Here is a 17762-nt window from a genome sequence, read left to right on the forward strand (position 1 = left end):
CCCGTGCCGCGGGGTAAATCAGTAATGCGACACAGAACGATAAAGTTCTGTCTGTTCTTCTCCACCTGTTTCCCCATCATGAGTCACACACAAATGTGAAAAAGAGGATCCATTGAATGGAATCACCTGAACCTGGTCTTTCATTTGCACAATCTGATAAAACTGTGGCAGGTTAAAGTTGATAAAACTTGATCCGTAAGTAAATCGATCATGCGATGAAGAGTAAAACCGACTGACGTCGTGTACCAGTTCTTCCTTACTTCCCTCACAATGAGAATAAATTTCTACCCGGTTAGTTTCATCCAGGATATAAATATTAAAGCTTTTATTATCTTGAGTATTTTCGAAGAAAAACTGAATGATACCCTCGCTGGCAAAACCATCAACCACAGCAGGCAAATATGTCTCTTTGGTATTAATTTTTACCGGCAACCCATGCAATTTGTTATTAGAAATTGCCCCATAAAACTCCACGGCATTCTCCAATTTCTGTACAGAGACGTTAAGACGTTCAAAGAACAACCCCCAAGTCTGGCCCGCAATGCGCAGTGCTTTAAAACGGCCCGGATCCTGACGATTGCTGGATAAACGCAACTCAATGCACTCAGATACCAGTTGCTGGATTCGGGTTCGGATAAGCCCGCGTAAATGTTCACTGTAACAGAATACTTCAACAGCCGCTGGCGGTGCAGCATCTTGATGCATTTTGCCCAGTATAGTTTTCAATGCTTCCAGAACAGATTGCTCGCCACTAAAATGTAACGTTCTCACTTCATTCCATGAATTGCGGTAAAGCAAGTCGATGCTTCCCACCAAGCACTGTTGCGATTCTCCAAAGCTGAATACATCAAGTTTGCGGAAATCAAAATGCACAACCTGGTTAGAGAACGCAGCAGTCGGATCTTTCTCCAGATTAACAATAATCGCCAAGTGCCGGATTTCACACGGACTATAGAGTGCTTTTGGCGTCGGTGCTGGCAAACGAATAGGAAAATGAGCAGAAATATCGTTAATCAATTCATGCAACTTCAGTTCATCACACTGGGCTTCACCATTATGAATATGAATACAGGATTTTTCTGTCAATAAGCCGTTAAAATAGGTCCACGACACCAGTTTATTTAGGTAACGATTATATTCCAGAGGCTGATGACCAATAATTGATTCAATTATCGGTGCCTGATTGTAGAGATACCAGCCGCTACGATTTGCACGTCCTTGAGGCACATAAATAAATGCTAAATGTTTCTCTGACAGGTCCGGTGAGATCTGTGGATTAACCAGCGTCACTTTACCTGGCAACGCTTCAAATGCAGCATAGAGTTTACGGGTCAGCACGCCAATATCCTGTGGACTGGCACTGACACTCAGATTATTACGGCGGGCAAAACGGATAAGGTTACGGTAACTCTGCATCATGGTATCAAGCAGTTCATTATGGGCATCACGAACCCGTTCAATTTTCCATGAGTTGCGGTTATCCAGAATGCCCAACCGCTCTGTATCCCACTTCCATTCATATACCAACTGAGTCAAAACCTGACGTCGCCAACCGGTACAACCTTCATCATCCTGGTTTAGAGAGAGCTTTTCACAAACTTTTAAATAGAAGCATCGACGTATTAAATCTAAGCGAGTCGTATCATTAATTTCTATCAGATAGCGGGTAACACGTTCAAGCATCATGCTGTATGCATCAAGGCCAAATGAAACTATTTCACCCGCATGCAAACGCTGTTTCATCTCCATTGCCAGTAATTTACCATTGGGATATTCCCAGGAATATGCCTCAAGCAACAAGCTTTTCAATACAGCTTTATAAGGAGAGTCGATACTTTTGTAAAGTTGCCATAAGCTGGCGCCAAAGTATTCTTCAGCGGATAGTTCTCCTAATCCACCGAGATCAAGCCACTCATTAGGCGTCAGAACACCTTGCGCATAAAGAGATAAAACATATTCATCATAATGGCGCTCTTCTTCTACAGGCACCATTTCCCATAACAAACGCTTACCAGCCATACGCACAGCCGTACGGTAAAATTCATCAAGTAACAGAATATGCTGAGTAGAACCGCAATCTTCACCGCCAAGACTACCACTGGTATTATGGCGAAAGCGGTTTTCATCAATAAGAAAAAAATTGACTTCGATACCAAGCGCTGCCGCCCATTGTTCAATAAGCGTACACTTACGTTGCAACAGGAGGCGCTCATCATTATCAAGCCACGACTGATGACATACCCAAATATCCAAATCAGAACAACTACTTTGCCCGATTGACGAAGTACTCCCCATTGAGTAAATACCCGTAATAGGAAGCTGACCATTAGCAGGCTGTTCTATGGCGTATTCTAATTTACTTTCTAAATCATTAAGATAAGATTTTTGTGATTCATCATGCACGAAAAAACATACGCCGTAAGGAACATTACCATTAATGTAACCTGGCATCATCGGATGATGATAATGCAATAATACTGGCAGTAAACTGTATACCTGCTTAAATTCCGCACTCATGGCGGTAGAGGCGCGTTCTAACCTGAGTTGGTTTATCGCATCCAGTCTCTGCTTCAGTGTTTCGATGTAAAGGTACAAGACGTCTCGCCCGATTGAGTTCCAGTGCCCAGATAAATCCCCCGCTTCCGGCTGTTATAACTTAATGGAATTATTTAGAATGATTTTTACCAATTTATTACCGGAAACGTGATCAATTTAACATCTTGTAGATAAACCGTAAAGTCAGTAAAGCAATTGAATTGCGATACGATACCAGACAAAAAAACAAGTAACTTATTGTTATATATATAAATAACATAAAAAACCATACGTTTTATACTTTCTTTTATGAAGGAAATTTTCTCTGCTCATTTTTCAAGTCATGTATCTAATGCTTTTTTATCAGCAGTCTCATAAAAATAACCCATTAGCTATATTTTAATTAGTCATTCTTTTCATTCAAGATTTTCTAATTACAGAAATAATTCACTGAAAAAGTGACTTCATATTTAAATTAATCTACTTTATATAAATATAAAATAATTTAAAAAATTAAAATTTATTTTATATTTTAACCTGATCTGCACACTTTCTTCTCAGGCCTTAACTGGAAAAAAAACTGCTGAAGTGTTAAAACGAGTGCTAGTTTTTCATTTATATGACGGCAGAAAAGCCAGAGAAATACAAACATCTATGTCAACAAAAACCATCCGGATCGCAACCCGTCAAAGCCCTCTGGCTATGTGGCAGGCACTTCATGTTCAGCAAAAATTACAACAACATCACCCAGACTTGGAAGTTCAACTGATTCCGATGGTAACCCAAGGCGATATCATTTTGGATACCCCTCTGGCAAAAGTGGGCGGCAAGGGGCTATTTGTCAAAGAATTAGAATGGGCTCTGCTTGAAAATCGGGCCGATATCGCAGTTCATTCAATGAAAGATGTACCTATCTCTTTTCCTGACGGGTTGGGCTTGGTCACTATTTGTGAACGTGATGATCCACGCGATGCTTTCGTTTCTGCCAAATATCACTCTCTTGATGGATTGCCAACAGGCAGCATTGTTGGCACATCAAGTTTACGCCGTCAGTGTCAACTCCGTGAATTACGTCCCGACCTGATTATCCGTGACCTTCGGGGTAATGTCGGCACCCGTCTGAATAAGCTGGATAATGGTCATTACGATGCCATCATTCTCGCTGTTGCAGGATTGAAAAGGTTAAAACTGCATGAACGTATCCGTATGCCGTTGTCTGTAGAACAATCATTACCTGCCGTTGGTCAAGGTGCCGTGGGGATTGAATGCCGCCTTGACGACCAGCAAACACAAGTTCTACTGGCACCATTAAATCATTATGATACAGAAATCTGTGTTCTGGCCGAACGGGCAATGAATACCCGCCTGGAAGGAGGCTGCCAAGTACCAATAGGCAGCTATGCCATCTGGCAGGATGGGAAAATCTGGCTGCGGGCATTGGTTGGAGCACCAGATGGCAGTGTGATTATTCGTGGTGAGAGAACAGCATTAGTAAAAGATGCCAGCCAGGCAGGGATTGAACTGGCAGAAGAGTTGCTGGAACGGGGAGCAAAGGCAATTCTGACCAACATTTATCAAGGAAATCCCCCCACATGAGCATTCTGGTGACACGGCCTTCTCCTGCCGGAGAGGAGTTAGTCAGAAAGTTACAGGCAGCGGGAAAAACGGCTTTCAGCGCACCTTTAATCAATATTCACCCAGGTTCAGAGCTGCCACAGCTAGCTGAGAAGCTGAGTCAGTTGAATGCCGGTGATATAGTATTTCTGTTGTCAAAAAATGCAGTTCATTATGCAAACTCACAGTTAAATAAAATTAATCTATCATGGCCTGACAAGCTGATTTATTATGCTATTGGCAGATCAACCGCACTGGCTTTTCATCAATTGACTGATATAAATATTATCTGGTCATTAAAGGGTGAAACCAGCGAAATCCTGCTGGAACTACCATCATTACATCAGGTTGAAAATAAACAGGCTTTGCTGCTCAGAGGAAATGGCGGGCGTGAAGTTATTGCCCGCACCTTAACAGAAAGAGGGGCCTCCGTTAATTATTGTGAATGTTATCTTCGCCAGCCAGTAGACTATCCGGCAGCAGAATTCAGTGCCCACTGGCAAAAATATGGAGTACAGACTTTAATTGTAACCAGTGGCGAAATACTGCAACTGTTATATAACTTAATACCCGAAAGTGATCGGAATAGGTGGTTATTATATTGCCGCCTTGTTGTGGTAAGCGAACGTCTTGCACACACCGCCCAGTGCCTGGGCTGGCAAGATGTTAAAGTTGCAAAAAGTGCAGACAACGATGCCTTAATTCAGGCACTAGAATAAACTGACATGGGATGCCCACTATGACGGAACAAAAACAGTCCGCCGAGACGGTTGAAAAAACAATAACTACGGTTGAAAACTCGCAACAGCCCGAAACAACGCCTCAGAAGCAAGAACGTTCTGGCACTCTGAGAAGTATCATGACTATTGCAATTATTCTGGCAATCGGTGGCAGTCTTTATTACTACGGACAACAACAAAGCCATTTACTCAGCGTGGAAAACCATGAACTGCGCCAACAATTGGAATCATTGAAACAACAGCAATCACAAGATAAACAACGTATTGAAATTCTGTTCAAAGAACAATCGCAAGCTTTAAACCATTTTGCCGCCCAAGCTGCACAAAATGATCAACTGGATAATCGCCTGCAAGAGTTACAAGCCAGAATCTCTTCGTTATCCAGTTCTGACGTAAAAAGCTGGCTACTGGCACAAGCTGACTTTTTGGTCAAAATGGCCGGACGGAAATTATGGAATGATCAAGATGTCGTCACCGCCGCAGCCCTATTAAAAAATGCAGATGCCAGTCTCGCTGAGATGAATGATCCAAGCCTGATTGAAATCCGTCGTGCAATTACACAGGACATCAGCGCATTATCTGCCATCAATCAGGTTGATTTTGATGGTGCCATCCTGCGGGTTAATCAACTCTCTAACCAGGTAGATAACCTGCGTCTGGCTGACAACACAATTGATGGTTTACCTATGGATGAAGACAATGATGAATTAACCGGCTCATTATCTGAATGGCGTCAGAATCTGAATAAAAGCTGGAACAGCTTTATGGATAATTTTATTACTATCCGTCGCCGCGATACCACAGCAGAACCATTACTGGCACCAAATCAGGATATCTATCTACGGGAGAATATCCGTGCCCGTCTGTTGATTGCCGCTCAAGCAATACCGCGTCATCAGGGTGAAGTTTTTAAACAATCACTGGAAACGGTTTCAACTTGGGTCAGAGCTTACTTTGATATCAACGATCCAAATACCAAAGCATTCCTGGAAGAAATTGATTCACTTAGTCAGCAACCTGTTTCCATGACAGTACCCGATCATCTTTCAAGTCAGCCTTTACTGGAAAAACTGATGCAAACCCGGGTTCGCAACTTACTGTCCCAGTCCTCTGAAACCCACCAGGAGGGCTAAGTTATGCTGAAAGTTTTGTTACTGTTTGTTGTACTGATTGTTGGTATTGTGCTTGGCCCAATCGTTGCGGGTCATCAGGGGTATGTTCTGATTCAGACTGACAAGTACAATATTGAAACCAGTGTTACCGGCCTGTTCATTATATTTGCTCTTTCACAAATGGTGCTCTGCTTCCTTGGCTGGAGCTACCGCAGAGTTATGCGTACAAGTTCCCGTACCCGTGGTTGGTTCCTCGGACGTAAACGCAGCCGCGCTCATGCTCAGACAAAAGAAGCACTCATCAAACTGGCCGAAGGTGATTTTAAACAAGTTGAGCAATTACTGACCCGTAATGCTGATCATGCAGAACAACCTGTAGTCAACTACTTGTTGGCAGCCGAAGCAGCCCAGCAACGTGGAGATAAATTCCGTACCAATCAATATCTGGAACGTGCAGCAGAAGTCGCAGACAATAATCAGTTACCTGTGGATATTACCCGTGTACGTATTCAACTGGCACAAGGTGAAATTCATGCCGCTCGCCACGGTATAGACAAACTTCTGAATCAAGCTTCACGCCATCCAGAAGTTTTACGCCTGGCTGAACAGGCTTATACAAGATCGGGAGCTTACCAGTCACTGATTGATATACTGCCAACAATGGAGAAAATCCATCTGCATGATGAATTACAAATTCACAAGCTGCGTCAACAAGCCTATATCGGTCTGATGAATCAGCATATGGCAGAACAAGGCAGCGAAGGTTTAAAACACTGGTGGCATGATCAAAGCCGTAAAATTCGCCATGACGTGGTTTTGCAGGTTGCAATATCTGAGCATTTGATTGAATGTGATGATCATGAAACAGCACAAAAAATCATCCTAGAAAGTTTAAAACGTCAATACGATGAACGTTTATTGTTGTTGATTCCACGGTTAAAAAGTGAAGATCCAAAGCCGGTACAAAAAGCGCTGGATCATCAGTTAAAGCAACATGGCGCAACCCCTCTGCTAAACAGTACTCTTGGACAGGTTGCTTTGCATCATGGAGAATGGGAAAAAGCAACACGAGATTTTAAAGCCGCATTAGATCAACGACCGGACGCCCATGATTATGCCTGGTTAGCAGATGCATTGGATAAGTTACGCAAACCGGATGAAGCGGCACAGGTTCGCCGCGAGGGATTGGTGCTAACTTTGAAGCGCGAAAGTGATGTAGCTAATAGCCAATAGTGTCAGCTAACATTTAACACTAGAGTTTTATGATCTATCGAGCAATATTCCTTTACAAGTTATTCATGCCATTGATTAAAAATGCCCTCCATGAGGGCATTTTTCTAGCCATATTTTCTGGCAAAATCTTCATCAGAAGTGCAAAGATAAATAATAAATTCAATAAATGAGATAAACGAAGGGATCAATGTCCAGAAAAATAACAGATATAAAATCCCCATGCCGATTTTACCCAGATAAAATTTATGAGCGCCAAAACAACCAAGAAAAAATGCCAGTAACGCAGCAGCAATTCTGCTTTTACTGCCAGAAGAATATGCCTTTATCACCGCACCACAATGCGGGCATGATTGCGCAGATTCATGCAACATTTGACCACAACCAAGGCATCCGATCATTTTTGACATCTATATTTCCTTTAAATAAGTTAGGAAGAAATAACTGTAACTAAGTCAGTTTCATAGTAGAAACCAATCGTCGTATTTCCCATTTTACTTATATTAATGTCTAAACAGTAAATAAATCTATCAGAGATTCCCAAACGATAGGAAAAAAAACACCTACCCTAGAAATAAAGATAGGTGTACAAATACAATCAGGTCTACAGACGGATAGTGCCTCACTCAACGTTAAGTCCGATCGGCGATGAAAAAATAACGATATCTTACTCATCTGTGACATGGACAATAGGCACCGATAATCGGCTCTGCATCATCCCTGGGTTTATGAAGCATATGCTGTCATAAGAAATAGGATGAGCATCTACGTTTGTAGTAATGCATTTAACATGCCAACTTTTATCCGGATGATAAATCGCTTCGCCTCATCGGTTATTTCTCTATTTATTACAACGAGAAAGCAAATCATCACAAAATCCACTTCATTGACTGTCTCTTATTTGAGACAACGTATAACACATTTATTATTTTTCATTTTAATTCAATATGTTATAAGTCTCTTATTTGAGACAACTGATATATCAATCGTCGTCAAAATACAACAAGATAAAAAATTATTATATAAAACAAGTCGCTAATGTCGGAAAAACAATTCATTGAACTTAAATCGAATAAAGTACACACTGCGAGTAATGGGTAGAAGGGGAAACAAAAATAGGAAGGGAGAAAGCAAAAAACCCTGCAATGCAGGGTTCTTCAGAATTTGGTCGGCGAGAGAGGATTCGAACCTCCGACCCACTGGTCCCAAACCAGTTGCGCTACCAAGCTGCGCTACTCGCCGAAATTTTTTTCTTTTTTATGGTGCGAAGGGGGGGACTTGAACCCCCACGTCCGTAAGGACACTAACACCTGAAGCTAGCGCGTCTACCAATTCCGCCACCCTCGCGTGTCATAAAAAAGATGGGGTGGCTAATGGGACTCGAACCCACGACAACTGGAATCACAATCCAGGGCTCTACCAACTGAGCTATAGCCACCATAACAACTATTTTACTACTATATTACAACTTATAAATAGCGGAAATACACCGCAGCTCTTGCACGCAAACTAATGGTGCGCCCGACAGGATTCGAACCTGAGACCTCTGCCTCCGGAGGGCAGCGCTCTATCCAGCTGAGCTACGGGCGCTTAACGCCGTTGCGGATGGGGATACTACGGATTTAATGATATACTGTCCAGTGCTTTTTTTAAGAAATAATGAGTTTGGTTACACCTTGCTCACTTCGTTGATAAAGCCAGCTCTTATTTCCCTACCCACTACCGCAGTAATCACAAATTAGTCTATCAGGGTTTTAGTTCTTTACTGCTAAAAAACCTTACTATCCAATAAATCAGTGACACTATCAGCAGAAAACCTCCACCTACCAGCAATGAGAAACGAGTATCCGGGTTAATTGCCATACCTACCAATACACAGCATAAAAATACCAGTGTCAGATAATTCACATAGGGGAACAGGATAGATTTAAAACTATGTTGCTTCAGAGCCTCTTGGTGGTACTGACGAAAACGCAACTGGCTCACCAGAATAACAAACCACGGAACCATTCCCGGCAGTACACTAGCACTGTAAACATAAACAAAAACAGCCTGTGGATTTGGGATCAGGTAATTCAAACTGGAACCTATCAGCAAGCACAGAATTGTAATGGCAATACCCATTACCGGCACACCATTCTTTGACAGTTTTGTCAGCGAAGAAGGTAACTGATGGTTTTGTGCCAGCGCATAGAGCATCCGTCCACCGCTGTACATACCACTGTTACAACCAGAAAGTGCAGCGGTCAAGACAACAAAGTTAATCACAGCTGCCGCTGAAGTGATACCCACTTTGGTAAAGGTCATCACAAACGGGCTGCCCTGTGAACCAACTTCTATCCACGGAAACAAGGTAACGACAATAAAGATCGCACCCACGTAGAAAATCAGGATACGCCAGAGAATATTGTTAATCGCTTTTTTCAACGTAACCTGTGGGTTCTTAGCTTCACCCGCAGTGATGCCTACCAGTTCCACACCCTGATAAGATGCAACAACAATACAAAGTGCAAACAGAAATCCTTGCCAACCACCAGCAAAGAAGCCGCCATGAACAGTCAGATTATCCAATCCAATAGGCTGCCATTGATTACCAATACCAAAAAATATCAATCCCAGGCCAATCAGGATCATGACGATAATTGTGGTCACTTTAATCATGGCAAACCAAAATTCCAGTTCACCATAAAGACGTACTGCCGCGAGGTTCGCTAAAGCGACTAATGCCACCGCAATCAATGCGGATACCCATTGAGGAAACTCAGGAAACCAGAACTCGGCATACACTCCGATAGCTGTTATTTCTGATATCCCTACGGCCACCCACATAAACCAATAACCCCAAGCGGTCAGGCATCCCCAATATGGGCTGAGATATTTATGTCCAAAAGAAGCAAAAGAGCCGGTGACAGGCTCAAGAAACAGCATTTCGCCCATGGACCTCATGATGAAGAAAACAAAAATTCCGGCAATAATGTAAGCCAGCAAAACAGAAGGGCCAGCCCATTTCAACGTGCTGGCTGAGCCCATAAACAGACCGACACCAATAGTTCCGCCTAATGCGATTAGCTCAATATGACGGGCTTCTAAACCTCGTTGCAGGCCCTGTTGTTGATCTGCCATAAATTCCCTGTCCATTATTATGTGTTTGAATGTGCAATAATCAAAATATACAAGACTGGTTTTGACCAGCCATAAAAATGGCAGGGATCAAAACACGTTTTTCCGCTCAGTGGAATAAAAAATTACCTAATAATTAGTACAGATGACAAAAGCCCGGCAGGATCAAACGGTTATATAGACGCTGTGAAATGAATTTTTTGACAGCCTGCCGCAAATTGTTATACGACAGGCAGGCAACATATTTACAGACGATTGCGGTAGTAATATTCCAGAAATTTCAGCAACTTAAACTGACGACGGATGCGGCTTGGTTGTGATAACAAACGATAAAACCACTCAAGCCCGAGGTTCTGCCATACTTTTGGCGCACGTTTTACGTGACCAGTGAATACGTCATAAGTACCACCAACCCCCATATAAAGAGCATCGCAATGAATTTTACGGCAATCACGCATGAAAATTTCTTGCTTAGGCGACCCCATTGCAACTGTCACAATTGCTGCTCCGCTAGCATGAATTCGTTCAAAAACAACATTACGCTCTTCTGACGTAAAATAACCCTTCTGACTGCCAACGATATTAACGTTCCACTGAGTCCGCAGTTTGTTTTCCGTCTGTTCCAATATTTCTGGTTTACCCCCAATCAGAAAAACGGGGGTGCCTTCTTTGCCAGCACGCTCCATGATAGCTTCCCACAGATCAGCACCCGCTACGCGGGAAACTTCAGCATCAGGGTATTTACGGCGGATAGCACGTACAATGCTGATACCATCAGCATACAGATATTCTGCTTCGCCCAACAATGTGCTCAATTCATTATCTTGCTCTGCTGTCAGAACTTTTTCCGCATTAATCGCCACCAAAGTACCCGTCTTTACCCGCCCACGCTGAAAAAGATGGTCAAGAAAGTGTGCCATATCGCGGAAGCCCCAAATATTCAGACCGCGAATGCTATACTTAGGAATATTGTTTAGCTCCATTTTCTTTCCTCACATTGCAACGGACGTTCTTGCGATACAACTAGGTTGCTGGTCAGGTATTTTCGAATAAGCCCTGCACTCTCAAGTAGCCAATACACCAATTTAGCAACCACCAGACATAAGCCAAAAATAATACAGAAAAATACCACACGGGAAACAAATGAATCCAATCCTTCACGAGCCAGTACTATCATGTTGAAGATCGCGCCAAAGCAGAATGCCTGCAAAATAGCGGCCTTATAACGATTAGCCTCCTGTTTCCCTAACTCATAAATCCAGTCAAACCACTTAATTATCAACCCAACAATAATCGCACCAACCGGAACAAACAACACCCCGCCCATAACCACCAGAGAACCTATCAAAGTCGGGGAGATTGCCAGACCAGAGTGGTTATCCAGCACCTCCCAGGTGAAGTAATTCGCTGAATTCAACACCGCATCAGGGCGCCCAGGCCATAGCCAACTTGGAATAAAAACATAGAAATCACGGATAATCGGTGCCAGCCCCTGAAAATCGATTTTGTCATAGTTATTCAGCAGTAACGCAAGATTTTCCCACGGCGAGAAAGTGTCCCTAGTGAGGTAGAGGAAGGTATAAAACGCTTCTGCACCATTGACATCCAGGCTGTAACGTTTGAGCGCCAACCAAAACATGCCAACAATTCCCATCACTCCCGCAGTCATCAGCATCCACAAGGTTATCCAGCCACGAACAATGCCGATAAACAGGAATAACGCAAACGCAATAATAATATTAGCCCTTGTTCCCCCAACAATGACATAAGTCAGAATCCCAAAAGCAACCGTGCTCATCAGAAAAAACAACCAGCGTAATTGTGTCGGTTTCAGGAAATAAACCACTAACATGGCAGGAATAAAGAAGTAAAAGAACCGCTTCAGAGCAACACCGGAAACCTGACTGGAAAAAATCTGACTGTACGACTGTAATTTAAACAATAGAAAACCGTTTTGCATAAAGAACAGCCCAACGGTCACAACCGCAACCAATACCAACAATAACCATGTGAAGTGAGTTTCTACCCGGTTCATGGTGAATACGGGTGTTTTAAGCTGTATAGACGGCTTTCTTAACCGGGTTTTATAACTGACGTAATAAATTCCATAAAAACAAGTTGAAGCCAGCAGAGCATGTAATAAGGAGTCTACAGGCACCACCTCAACATCGAATTGAAAAACCAGCAAGCATGTCAGCGGGAAACCAAAATAAAATGTCAGCAGATAAAGCAATGAGAAGAACACATTAAAATTAAAGCGTACACGCCGGAATTCCTGATAAGTCAACGTCAGGATAAAAACCAGTGATATCAGATAAACAACAAATAATCCGCCAAATTGCGTTAAAGTCATTGCTGATCTCCTGCCGCTTTTACCAGCGCTTGCCGCCAGCCATCAACAAAATTTGGGCTGAAGAAAGCTATTGTATTTCTATCTAAAGAAAGCATCTGCCGTTGTGCTTCTGTAATTAGTTGGTTATCTACGGAATCACCGAAGAAAAATACCGGAACCTGCTGTTCTGTTAAATCCTGCCAAAAAAGATTCTGACGACTAAGCACCAGCGGCACACCAAATTGTATCAACAGACAAATTGTCCCAATCCCCTGCTGGCGGTTAAAAATGAAATACCCTAAATCACAACGACGCAACAATGCCAAATAATCATCAAACGCCATATTTTGCTTAAGAATTCTTAAATTTTCCGGCCGGAACAGTGATAAAGCAGACTGCTCAACCTGCTCAATATAAGCCTGATTATTTTCCGGATAACCCATTGGAATGACTATTTGTACCTTATCACCAAACTGTTTATGAATAGCTTTCAGTGCAGCGATATGACGGTTTGATCGATCACCCGAGTTCCCTAACAAAATTGTCATCTTGTCATCATCAGAAGGGGCTTTTTCTGCCATCGTAAAGGTTGGGTCCATTCTGGTTGGGAAATAGAGCAATGACGCGGGTACTTTCGGATGATGTTGAGAATAAAAATAGAGATCTCCACGAACCGCAAATACATGCCCTACCCGACGATGCGCCAGACGACGCAGGAAATAAAACAAACGGAATTTTAACTGACAAGAGTCTTCATAAAGATCGGCACCCCAAGCATGCCACCAGAATTGATTACGTTTGATTTTTCCTGATAACAACGCTAACCACAAACCCGCATTAAATTGCCCATGAAAAAAAAATCGGCAATCCCTGTCTGACTGCGCTTTAGCAATAACAGCTTGAGACAGAGATTTTTTACTGTCGAAAAATGTCATATCCAATGCCGGGCAATCACCCAATGAAGCTCGATCCCTAGCCGCTACCATAAACTTTGGTTTGGCTGAAAAACCAATTTCTTGCGCTAAAACGTCATTAAAAAAGCGCAATACCGTTCGATTATGATGGGGAATATCAGATCCCAGAACGTGAATTAGGGTTGTCATGCTCGCCTGCGATAAATAAGAAATGCACCACAACAAAGGGTGAAATAAACAATATAAGTTGCCATATAAGCCTGCGCTGCACCTAACGCTCCATTGGTAGGAATCAGCCAGTGGGCAAAACCAGTGAGCAACAAAAACTGGCTGACTTCAGTCAGCACATAAAAACGCAACGCCGCTTTGGCAATTACCAGATAACCAAAAACATAAGCGCCCACTTTCAATACATCACCAATCAATTGCCAAGCAAACAAATCACGCATAGCAGTAAATTTGTCAGAAAATAGCAACCAGATAGCAAAATCGCGCAACAACCATACAGTAAAACTTGCAAATGCCACTGCTGGCAAAACAAATTTCAGTGCCTTAACTATCTCATTTGATATTTCACCCTTACCCTGCAATCGTGAAAGGGTTGGCAACAAATAAACACTGAAAGAAGCTGTGATAAATTGCAAGTAAGCATCGGAAATACTGCTTACACCTTGCCAAATACCCACATCATCCCAGCTATAATGCGCTGCCAGTAGGTTTCGCATCATAATGTAAGCAACCGGTAAGGTAATGGAAGTCAGCAGAGCCATAAGGGTAAATTTACCGAGCTCCTTAGACAGTACCTTATCCCACATGGGCTTAAGATATGAGAATGAAATCTCTTTACGACGCAAAAGCATCAATCCCGCTGGAAATATTATCAGTGCCGGCACTAAGGCCAGACCAGCCAAAGCACCTTCATACCCACCAAGGGTGAAACAGAGATAATAGGCAATTACGCCTATCAAACTACCAAGAATAATCGCCAGCGCATTCCCTTGAGCATCCCGGTATCCTTTCAAAATAGCCAGAAAATAGTTGGCACAGGCAATTCCCATTTGAATAAATGCGATCGCCTGCACAACCGGCTCATAATTCCTATGACCAAATAACCCAATACTGATCGGCCCGCTAAATAACAGAAAAATGACGGCCAACAGAGTGGAAAACCCGAGAATAATGGCAGAAGAAGTGCCCAATACCGCACGCAACCTTTCCGGCTGCTGTTGATACTCAGCGATATATTTAGTCACACCATTAAAAATACCGGCGCCTGCCAACACCCCAAGAACAGTAATAAGCTGACGGAAGTTACCCGCCTGCCCAACCCCGCTGGGGCCGAAAGCAACAGCCAGTAATTTAACGATTAAAAGCCCCACACCGATTTTTATCAGTGTAGAGCCCGCAGTCCATATTGATGTTTTAGCTAATGACATATCAGGCGAAGTATTCTCTGATATGTTCGATAACAACCTGCTGTTCAGCTTCCGTTATGTTGTAGAACATTGGCAAACGTACCAAGCGGTCACTTTCACTGGTAGTGAAACGATCTTCTCCGTGGAAACGGCCAAATTTTTCACCGCCCGGGCTGGTATGCAGAGAAACATAATGAAATACCGTCAGTACACCCGCGTCTTTCATATAGCGATTGAATGCAGAACGTTCTTCAACATCTTTCAGCTTGATATAGAACATATGGGCATTATGCTCCAATCCTTCCGGTACTACAGGTAATGTCAGGTAACCAGTATCAGCCAACGATTTTAATGCCTGATAATAGGTATCCCACAAGGCAAGACGACGTTCATTAATTTTCTTAGCTTCCTCAAGTTGTGCCCACAAATAAGCAGCTTGAAGATCTGACATCAGATAACTGGAACCAATATCGCGCCAAGTATATTTATCAACTTGACCACGGAAAAACTGGCTACGATTAGTTCCTTTTTCACGGACAATTTCAGCACGGGAGATCAGGGATTCATCATTGATAAGTGCTGCACCGCCTTCACCACCAGAAGAGTAGTTTTTGGTTTCATGGAAACTGTAGCAACCAATGTGCCCGATAGTTCCCAATGCACGCCCCTTATAAGTAGACATTACCCCTTGGGCTGCATCTTCCACGACAAACAGATTATATTTCTCTGCCAGAACCATGATGGTATCCATTTCACAAGCCACGCCAGCGTAATGAACCGGAACAATCACTCGTGTTTTATCTGTAATCGCAGCTTCGATTTTGGTTTCATCAATATTCATGGTATCTGAACGGATATCCACGAAAACAACGGTTGCCCCACGCAGTACAAACGCATTAGAACTGGAAACGAAAGTGAAACTCGGCATGATAACTTCATCACCGGGCTGGATATTCAGCAAAATAGCCGCCATTTCCAGAGCAGCTGTACAGGATGGCGTCAGCAAAACTTTCGGGCAGCCGAAATGTTGTTCCATCCACTCTTCACAACGTTTGGTAAAACCACCGTCCCCACAAAGCTTACCGCTCTCCATTGCCTGCTTCATGTAATCTAATTCAGTGCCGACTACGGGTGGTCTGTTAAATGGAATCATTTCGTCCCCTGTATAACCAATAAGCAGTGTTTTCAATAAATGCACCACTGCGTGTATAAAGGCGCAAAGCAGCGATGTTGCTGGTTTGTGTCGCAATTCTTAATTGCTGTACTTGATGGTGTTGACACCACTGTTGCGCCACCGACATTAATTTTGAACCCATTCCACGACCGGTATTTCCTGGAAATACTGCCAGCAACCCCATACGAGCCTCACCATTCCCTAAATCCCGCAAAGTAACAAACCCTGCGGGTTGCCCGTTATCTCCGTTTACCAGTAAACATTGATGATCAAATGTCCCTAATACCGCTTTCTCAACCCAAGTAGCATAGAAACGACCACTATCCTGCGGCTGGTACCACGGGGCACGGAAACGGCTTAAAGAAAATATTTTGGCAGCTACCTCTTGCAGCATCGGGATATCTCGCTGTTCCGCCGGGATCAGCACATTCTCAGAAAAGTTGTTACTACACGTAATATAAGCATTTTCTATGCCAATCCTTAAGGAAAGATCGACTTCCCCCTCCACCAACGAAAAACCCAACGCGGATAACCCATCAATAAGATCTAATCGTTGTGCGGGCACTTTGGCCTGCACCAAAGCATACTGTTCTAACTGAGGTAAAGTTAACAACCTGGCATCAGGTGTGAAATCAAGACGAGCAGTGGGCAGCCCGAAGTAGTGGCTATCCCACTCTAATGGTTCAATACTGGCGCGAACGGACATGAAGTAGATCCAGCAGATATTGACCGTAGCCAGTTTTTGATAAGGATTTTGCTGTCTTTCTTAACTGCTCATCATCCAACCAACCATTACGCCAAGCAATTTCTTCAAGACAAGCGATTTTAAAACCCTGACGTTTCTCAACAGTCTGCACAAAAGTGCTAGCCTCAATCAAGCTGTCATGAGTACCCGTATCCAGCCAGGCAAAACCACGCCCTAACAGTTCAACATTCAATTCACCACGTTCCAAATACATCTGATTAATGCTGGTAATTTCCAACTCACCCCGTGCAGAAGGTTTTACCTGTCTGGCAAAATCCACGACCTGATTATCATAGAAATAGAGACCAGTTACCGCCCAGTTTGATTTTGGTTTTTCTGGTTTCTCCTCAATGGAAAGAACATGGAACTCGTCGTCAAATTCCACCACACCAAATCGCTCAGGATCCATCACCTGATAACCAAAAATAGTCGCCCCTTTTCCACGGGAAACAACTTTCTTCAGTTTTGGACTAAACGCTTGCCCAAAGTAGATATTATCTCCCAATACCAGACAACTGGGTTCCCCGTTAATAAACTCTTCACCAATCAAAAAAGCCTGAGCTAAACCATCTGGTGATGGCTGTGCTTTATAACTCAAGCGAATACCAAATTCATCACCATTGCCAAACAGTCGGCAGAAAGCAGGCAAATCTTCTGGCGTGGAGATAATCAGAACATCACGTATCCCTGCCAGCATCAGTACTGACAAAGGATAGTAAATCATCGGCTTATCATAGATTGGCAGTAGTTGTTTGGAAACACCTCGTGTTATCGGATGCAACCGGGTACCTGACCCCCCTGCCAAAATAATGCCTTTCATGTTACCTCCAG

Annotated in this window: 14 protein-coding genes and 4 tRNA genes; 4 read left to right on the plus strand and 14 right to left on the minus strand. The window is 43.1% G+C overall.

The genetic code is table 11. The features are described from left to right. Positions 1-18: 18 nt before the first annotated feature. On the minus strand, positions 19-2595 hold the full coding sequence (locus ACUN2T_RS24180; RefSeq protein WP_445495437.1) for a class I adenylate cyclase: 2577 nt from the start codon (positions 2593-2595) through the stop codon (positions 19-21). 594 nt (positions 2596-3189) lie between these two features. On the opposite strand from ACUN2T_RS24180, the gene hemC reads away from it, so the two are divergent. Genes hemC through hemY form a run of 4 tightly spaced genes read left to right on the plus strand, consistent with a single transcriptional unit; the run spans position 3190 to position 7234 of the window. After that, a complete protein-coding gene (hemC, locus tag ACUN2T_RS24185; RefSeq protein ID WP_445495439.1) occupies positions 3190-4131 on the plus strand; it encodes a hydroxymethylbilane synthase in 942 nt (313 codons plus the stop codon). Beyond that, on the plus strand, positions 4128-4868 hold the full coding sequence (gene hemD, locus ACUN2T_RS24190; RefSeq protein WP_445495440.1) for a uroporphyrinogen-III synthase: 741 nt from the start codon (positions 4128-4130) through the stop codon (positions 4866-4868). Before hemC ends, hemD begins: the two co-directional genes overlap by 4 nt. A 20-nt stretch (positions 4869-4888) precedes the next feature. Continuing rightward, a complete protein-coding gene (gene hemX, locus ACUN2T_RS24195) occupies positions 4889-6022 on the plus strand; it encodes a uroporphyrinogen-III C-methyltransferase (RefSeq protein WP_445495441.1) in 1134 nt (377 codons plus the stop codon). A gap of 3 nt (positions 6023-6025) precedes the next feature. Beyond that, on the plus strand, positions 6026-7234 hold the full coding sequence (hemY, locus tag ACUN2T_RS24200) for a protoheme IX biogenesis protein HemY (protein WP_445495442.1): 1209 nt from the start codon (positions 6026-6028) through the stop codon (positions 7232-7234). Positions 7235-7338: 104 nt separating this feature from the next. On the opposite strand, the gene ACUN2T_RS24205 is transcribed toward hemY, so the two are convergent. The 13 genes from ACUN2T_RS24205 to rfbA all read right to left on the minus strand — a co-directional run bounded on the left by ACUN2T_RS24205 (position 7339) and on the right by rfbA (position 17751). After that, positions 7339-7641, minus strand: a complete 303-nt coding sequence (locus tag ACUN2T_RS24205) for a TM2 domain-containing protein (protein WP_445495444.1) — start codon at positions 7639-7641, stop codon at positions 7339-7341. Positions 7642-8396: 755 nt separating this feature from the next. Continuing rightward, positions 8397-8473: transfer RNA gene (locus tag ACUN2T_RS24210), tRNA-Pro, on the minus strand. Positions 8474-8491: 18 nt separating this feature from the next. After that, positions 8492-8578: transfer RNA gene (locus ACUN2T_RS24215), tRNA-Leu, on the minus strand. Between the two features lie 15 nt (positions 8579-8593). Next, positions 8594-8669 (minus strand) — tRNA-His (locus ACUN2T_RS24220). A 75-nt stretch (positions 8670-8744) separates the two neighbouring features. After that, positions 8745-8821 (minus strand) — tRNA-Arg (locus tag ACUN2T_RS24225). A gap of 156 nt (positions 8822-8977) precedes the next feature. Then, positions 8978-10354 carry a bifunctional threonine/serine APC transporter ThrP gene (gene thrP, locus ACUN2T_RS24230; protein ID WP_445495445.1) on the minus strand — a complete coding sequence of 459 codons (1377 nt, stop codon included), beginning with the start codon at positions 10352-10354 and terminating at the stop codon, positions 8978-8980. Between the two features lie 242 nt (positions 10355-10596). Continuing rightward, on the minus strand, positions 10597-11334 hold the full coding sequence (gene wecG, locus ACUN2T_RS24235; RefSeq protein WP_445495447.1) for a lipopolysaccharide N-acetylmannosaminouronosyltransferase: 738 nt from the start codon (positions 11332-11334) through the stop codon (positions 10597-10599). Next, positions 11325-12704, minus strand: a complete 1380-nt coding sequence (wzyE, locus tag ACUN2T_RS24240) for an ECA oligosaccharide polymerase (RefSeq protein WP_445495449.1) — start codon at positions 12702-12704, stop codon at positions 11325-11327. The genes wecG and wzyE overlap by 10 nt, the downstream gene beginning before the upstream one ends. After that, positions 12701-13786, minus strand: coding sequence for a TDP-N-acetylfucosamine:lipid II N-acetylfucosaminyltransferase (locus tag ACUN2T_RS24245; RefSeq protein ID WP_445495451.1), 1086 nt, complete (start codon positions 13784-13786; stop codon positions 12701-12703). The genes wzyE and ACUN2T_RS24245 overlap by 4 nt, the downstream gene beginning before the upstream one ends. Then, on the minus strand, positions 13783-15033 hold the full coding sequence (gene wzxE, locus ACUN2T_RS24250; RefSeq protein ID WP_445495453.1) for a lipid III flippase WzxE: 1251 nt from the start codon (positions 15031-15033) through the stop codon (positions 13783-13785). The genes ACUN2T_RS24245 and wzxE overlap by 4 nt, the downstream gene beginning before the upstream one ends. A 1-nt stretch (position 15034) precedes the next feature. Then, positions 15035-16165 carry a dTDP-4-amino-4,6-dideoxygalactose transaminase gene (rffA, locus tag ACUN2T_RS24255; RefSeq protein ID WP_445495454.1) on the minus strand — a complete coding sequence of 377 codons (1131 nt, stop codon included), beginning with the start codon at positions 16163-16165 and terminating at the stop codon, positions 15035-15037. Further along, positions 16152-16892 (minus strand): dTDP-4-amino-4,6-dideoxy-D-galactose acyltransferase, encoded by a 741-nt coding sequence (gene rffC / locus ACUN2T_RS24260; protein WP_445495455.1) that lies wholly within the window; start codon positions 16890-16892, stop codon positions 16152-16154. Before rffC ends, rffA begins: the two co-directional genes overlap by 14 nt. After that, complete coding sequence (gene rfbA / locus ACUN2T_RS24265; protein WP_445495456.1) at positions 16870-17751, minus strand: glucose-1-phosphate thymidylyltransferase RfbA; 882 nt, start codon at positions 17749-17751, stop codon at positions 16870-16872. The genes rffC and rfbA overlap by 23 nt, the downstream gene beginning before the upstream one ends. Between the last annotated feature and the right edge of the window lie 11 nt (positions 17752-17762).

It is taken from the genome of Photorhabdus machadonis, from assembly GCF_052657765.1.

Excerpts from the sequence above, each read along its gene's own strand:
- ACUN2T_RS24205 (WP_445495444.1), bottom strand. The coding sequence starts at position 7,641 with ATGTCAAAAATGATCGGATGCCTTGGTTGTGGTCAAATGTTGCATGAA.
- hemD (WP_445495440.1), top strand. The coding sequence starts at position 4,128 with ATGAGCATTCTGGTGACACGGCCTTCTCCTGCCGGAGAGGAGTTAGTC.
- hemX (WP_445495441.1), top strand. The coding sequence starts at position 4,889 with ATGACGGAACAAAAACAGTCCGCCGAGACGGTTGAAAAAACAATAACT.
- rffA (WP_445495454.1), bottom strand. The coding sequence starts at position 16,165 with ATGATTCCATTTAACAGACCACCCGTAGTCGGCACTGAATTAGATTAC.
- hemC (WP_445495439.1), top strand. The coding sequence starts at position 3,190 with ATGTCAACAAAAACCATCCGGATCGCAACCCGTCAAAGCCCTCTGGCT.
- wzxE (WP_445495453.1), bottom strand. The coding sequence starts at position 15,033 with ATGTCATTAGCTAAAACATCAATATGGACTGCGGGCTCTACACTGATA.
- rfbA (WP_445495456.1), bottom strand. The coding sequence starts at position 17,751 with ATGAAAGGCATTATTTTGGCAGGGGGGTCAGGTACCCGGTTGCATCCG.
- rffC (WP_445495455.1), bottom strand. The coding sequence starts at position 16,892 with ATGTCCGTTCGCGCCAGTATTGAACCATTAGAGTGGGATAGCCACTAC.
- ACUN2T_RS24245 (WP_445495451.1), bottom strand. The coding sequence starts at position 13,786 with ATGACAACCCTAATTCACGTTCTGGGATCTGATATTCCCCATCATAAT.
- hemY (WP_445495442.1), top strand. The coding sequence starts at position 6,026 with ATGCTGAAAGTTTTGTTACTGTTTGTTGTACTGATTGTTGGTATTGTG.
- wecG (WP_445495447.1), bottom strand. The coding sequence starts at position 11,334 with ATGGAGCTAAACAATATTCCTAAGTATAGCATTCGCGGTCTGAATATT.
- wzyE (WP_445495449.1), bottom strand. The coding sequence starts at position 12,704 with ATGACTTTAACGCAATTTGGCGGATTATTTGTTGTTTATCTGATATCA.
- thrP (WP_445495445.1), bottom strand. The coding sequence starts at position 10,354 with ATGGCAGATCAACAACAGGGCCTGCAACGAGGTTTAGAAGCCCGTCAT.